At 74.0% G+C, this 4,535-nt stretch carries 3 protein-coding genes; 2 read left to right on the forward strand and 1 reads right to left on the reverse strand.

What is annotated here, in order from left to right:
- The coding region (cobN, locus tag AC13HU_RS32675) for a cobaltochelatase subunit CobN (protein WP_483045604.1) at positions 1-2,086 on the forward strand (2,086 nt) is incomplete at its 5' end.
- Positions 2,087-2,195: 109 nt separating this feature from the next.
- Positions 2,196-3,140: a D-2-hydroxyacid dehydrogenase family protein gene (locus AC13HU_RS32680; protein WP_483045606.1), complete on the forward strand. Its 945-nt coding sequence runs from the start codon at positions 2,196-2,198 to the stop codon at positions 3,138-3,140.
- A gap of 118 nt (positions 3,141-3,258) precedes the next feature.
- On the opposite strand, the gene AC13HU_RS32685 is transcribed toward AC13HU_RS32680, so the two are convergent.
- Positions 3,259-4,473 carry a S8 family peptidase gene (locus AC13HU_RS32685; RefSeq protein ID WP_483045605.1) on the reverse strand — a complete coding sequence of 405 codons (1,215 nt, stop codon included), beginning with the start codon at positions 4,471-4,473 and terminating at the stop codon, positions 3,259-3,261.
- Positions 4,474-4,535 lie beyond the last annotated feature (62 nt).

Raw genomic sequence — 4,535 nt, forward strand, 5'->3', positions numbered from 1 at the left:
CGCCGACGCGATGATCCACCTCGGCAAGCACGGCAACCTGGAGTGGCGGCCCGGCAAGAACGCCGGGCTGTCCGCCGCGTGCGGCCCGGACGCGGCGCTCGGCGACCTGCCGCTGATCTACCCGTTCCTGGTCAACGACCCGGGCGAGGGCACCCAGGCCAAGCGCCGCGCGCACGCCACCCTCATCGACCACCTCGTGCCGCCGATGGCCCGCGCCGACTCCTACGGCGACATCGCCCGCCTCGAACAGCTGATGGACGAGCACGCCCAGATCGCCGCCATGGACCCGGCGAAGCTGCCCGCCATCCGCGCCCAGATCTGGACCCTGATCCAGGCCGCCCGCCTCGACCACGACCTCGGCCTGGACGACCGCCCCGACGACGAGGGCTTCGACGACTTCCTGCTGCACGTGGACGGCTGGCTGTGCGAGATCAAGGACGCCCAGATCCGCGACGGCCTGCACGTCCTCGGCCAGGCCCCGGCCGGCACCGACCGGGTCAACCTGGTGCTGGCGATCCTGCGGGCCCGGCAGATCTGGGGCGGCACCGCGGCCCTGCCCGGGCTGCGCGAGGCCCTCGGCCTGGACGAGTCCGCCCCCACCCGCACCGCCGCCGACGCCGTCGAGGAGCGCGCCCGCGCCCTGGTCCAGGCGATGGAGGACGCCGGCTGGGACCCGGCCGCCGTGCCCGCGGTCGCCGCCGGATACGGTGAACAGGCCGCCGCCGTCTTGGAGTTCGCCGCCCGCGAGGTGGTGCCCCGGCTCGCCGCGACCACCGCCGAGATCGACCGCACCGTGCACGCCCTGGCCGGTGGCTTCGTGCCCGCCGGTCCGTCCGGCTCGCCGCTGCGCGGCCTGGTCAACGTGCTGCCCACCGGCCGCAACTTCTACTCCGTGGACCCCAAGGCGGTGCCCTCCCGGCTCGCCTGGGAGACCGGGCAGGCCCTCGCCGACTCCCTGCTGGCCCGCTACCGCACCGACAACGGCGACTGGCCCGCCTCCGTCGGCCTGTCCCTGTGGGGCACCTCCGCGATGCGCACCGCGGGCGACGACATCGCCGAGGCGCTGGCCCTGCTCGGTATCCGCCCGGTGTGGGACGACGCCTCCCGCCGTGTCACCGGCCTGGAACCCGTGCCGCTGGACGAACTCGGCCGCCCCCGGATCGACGTCACCCTGCGCATCTCGGGCTTCTTCCGCGACGCGTTCCCGCACACCGTCGCCCTGCTGGACGACGCGGTCCGGCTGGCCGCCTCCCTCGACGAGCCCGACGACCGCAACCACGTCCGCGCCCACACCCGCGCCGACCTCGCCGAGCACGGTGACGAGCGCCGCGCCACCACCCGCATCTTCGGCTCCCGGCCGGGCACGTACGGCGCCGGGCTGCTCCAGCTCATCGACTCCCGCGACTGGCGCACCGACGCCGACCTCGCCGAGGTCTACACGGTGTGGGGCGGGTACGCCTACGGCCGGGGCCTGGACGGCCGCCCGGCCCGCGGCGAGATGGAGACCGCCTACCGCCGGATCGCCGTCGCCGCGAAGAACACCGACACCCGCGAACACGACATCGCCGACTCCGACGACTACTTCCAGTACCACGGCGGCATGGTCGCCGCCGTCCGGGCGCTGCGCGGCACCGCCCCCGAGGCGTACATCGGCGACTCCACCCGCCCCGAGACCGTCCGCACCCGCACCCTGGTCGAGGAGACCTCCCGGGTCTTCCGCGCCCGCGTGGTCAACCCGCGCTGGATCGAGGCGATGCGCCGGCACGGCTACAAGGGCGCCTTCGAACTCGCCGCCACCGTCGACTACCTCTTCGGCTACGACGCGACCACCGGCGTCGTCGCCGACTGGATGTACGACAAGATCACCGAGGCGTACGTCCTCGACCCGGCCAACCGCGCCTTCCTCCAGGACGCCAACCCCTGGGCCCTGCACGGCATCGCGGAACGCCTGCTGGAGGCCGAGTCCCGCGGCATGTGGGCCGAGCCCGACCCCGCGGTGCTCGCCGAACTGCGCCAGGTCTACCTGGACACCGAGGGCGACCTCGAAGGCGAGGGCGGCGGCGAGGGCGGGAGCGACGAGGAGTAGGCCCGGCGCGCGCCCGTAGGATCGCCCGGGAGCCGCCGACGCAACCGGACCCGGCCGGATACGGCCGGACCGCAACCAGGAGACCCCACCAGGAGGAGCCGTCGTGCCGATGCGTGTCGCCGTACTGGACGACTACCAGCAGGTCGCCGAGTCGCTGGCCGACTGGTCCGGGCGGCTGCCCGGGGTCGAGCCGGTCTTCTTCTCCCGGCATTTCGCCGACCGCGACGAACTGGTCGCCGCCCTGGAGCCGTTCGAGGTGGTGGTGGCGATGCGCGAGCGCACCGCCTTCCCCCGCGAGGTGCTGGAGCGGCTGCCCCGGCTGCGGCTGCTGGTCACCACCGGCATGCGCAACGCGTCCATCGACGTGGCCGCGGCCGCCGAGTTCGGCGTGCTGGTCTGCGGCACCCGCACGCACCCGACCGGCACCGCCGAACTGACCTGGGCGATGATCCTCGGCCTGGTCCGCAAGGTCGCCGACGACGACGCCGCGATCCGGGCCGGCGGCTGGCAGCAGCGGATCGCGCCGGACCTGGCGGGCGACGTGCTGGGCATCGTCGGCCTCGGCCGGCTGGGCGCCCAAGTGGCCGCGGTGGGAGCCGCGTTCGGAATGGACGTGGTCGCCTGGAGCCCGAACCTCACCGCGGAGCGCGCGGCGGAGGGCGGTGCCCGGCTGGTCGCGAAGGACGAACTGTTCGCGACCGCGAAGGTCGTCACCGTGCACATGGTGCTCGCCGACGGCACCCGCGGCCTCATCGGCGACGCCGAACTCGGCGCCATGCGCCCGGACGCCTATCTCGTCAACACCTCGCGGTTCGGGCTGCTCGACGAGGACGCGCTGCGCCGTGCCCTTGCCGCCGACCGCCCGGCCGGCGTCGGCCTGGACGTCTACGACACCGAGCCGCTGCCCGACGGCCACTGGCTGCGTGCCGCGCCCCGCACCCTGCTCTCCCCGCACATGGGCTACGTCACCGACACGACCTACCGGATCTTCTACACCGACGCCGTCGAGGACATCGAGGCGTGGCGTGCGGGCGCGCCCGTACGGACTCTCTGACCGTACGGTCCATCTAAGGGTCGGCCGTCCGGGCGGTCGTACGGGCGCGCCGTCGTCGTACGTCCTGTCGTAGCCGGTCGTACGCCGTCGTGCTCGGTTCGGTGGTACTCGGTCGTGCCTACAGCCCGCCGGTGAACAGCAGCCGGTTCGGGGAGTCGTGCTCGACCGTCAGCACGTCCTCGGTGCTGCTGTCGACCAGCGCGGCCTTGACCTGATCGGCGGTCGCCGACGGGTGCTCGGTCTTGTAGAGCAGCGCGGCGCCGGCCACGTGCGGGCTGGCCATCGACGTGCCGCTCTCGGCGACGCTGCCGCCGCCGAGCTTCGCCGAGACGATGTCCTGGCCGGGCGCGAAGAGGGCCACGCACTTCCCGTAGTTGCTGAAGCCGGTCTCGTCGTCGCTTCGGTCGGTGGCGCCGACGGCGAGAGCCCGGTCGGCGCTCGCCGGGGAGGCCCCGCAGGCGTCCTGGGTATCGTTGCCGGCCGCGACCACCGGCAGCACCCCGCTGTCGGCGAGCGCGTCGACGGCCGAGTTGAGTGCCGGGGAGGAGCCGCCGCCGAGCGAGCCGTTGAGCACCGCGGGCTGCTCGGCGTTCTTCGCCACCCAGTCGAACCCGGCGATCAGCGCGGCGGTGCTGCCGTTGCCCTTGCAGTCCAGCACCCGCACGCTGACCAGGGTCGCCTTGGGAGCGACCCCGAACGTGGCGCCGCCGACCGTGCCCGCGACATGTGTGCCGTGGCCGTGGCAGTCCTGGCCGTCGCGGCCGTCGCCGACCGCGTCGAACCCGGGCACCGCCCGGCCGCCGAACTCGCGGTGCCCGAAGTCGATTCCGGTGTCCATGATGTACGCGGTGCCGCCGGCGCCGGTCCCGTCGGTGCTGAACTCGTCGTCCAGCGGCAGGTTGTGCTGGTCGATCCGGTCCAGGCCCCAACTGGTGGCCGTGGCCCGGCTGTGCGGCCCGCTGACCGTGAGGTCGGAGCCGCTGACCCGGCCGTTCTGCTCGACCGCCGCGACACCCGGGGTGTCGCGCACGGTGCCGAGCTGGGAGGCGGTCAGCGCGGCGGCGAAGCCGTGCAGCACCTTGTCGTAGCTGAACAGCGGCCTGATGCCCAGGGTGCGGACCTGGCCGGTGAGGTTCACGTCCTTGTCGAGGGTCACGATGTACTGGCCGGGCACCGCGTCGCCGGCGGCTTCGATCAACGGGGCGGGACTGGTCCTGGCCGGCCCCGGCAGGGGTGCCGGCGCCGACGACGACGCGGCGGACGCGGCGGACGGCAGGACGGCCAGCGGTGCGAGGAGGAAGGCGGCGGACAGGCCGCGCGCGAGCAGGCGCATTCGGTCTCCGTGATTCGGTGGGGGATCCGGTGGGGGGAACTGCGGGAGCACGAGAGCTACGG

This window comes from Streptomyces sp. NH27 (assembly GCF_056859195.1).

Coding starts and splice junctions, on each gene's coding strand:
- AC13HU_RS32680 (WP_483045606.1), top strand. CDS start 2,196: ATGCGTGTCGCCGTACTGGACGACTACCAGCAGGTCGCCGAGTCGCTG.
- AC13HU_RS32685 (WP_483045605.1), bottom strand. CDS start 4,473: ATGCGCCTGCTCGCGCGCGGCCTGTCCGCCGCCTTCCTCCTCGCACCG.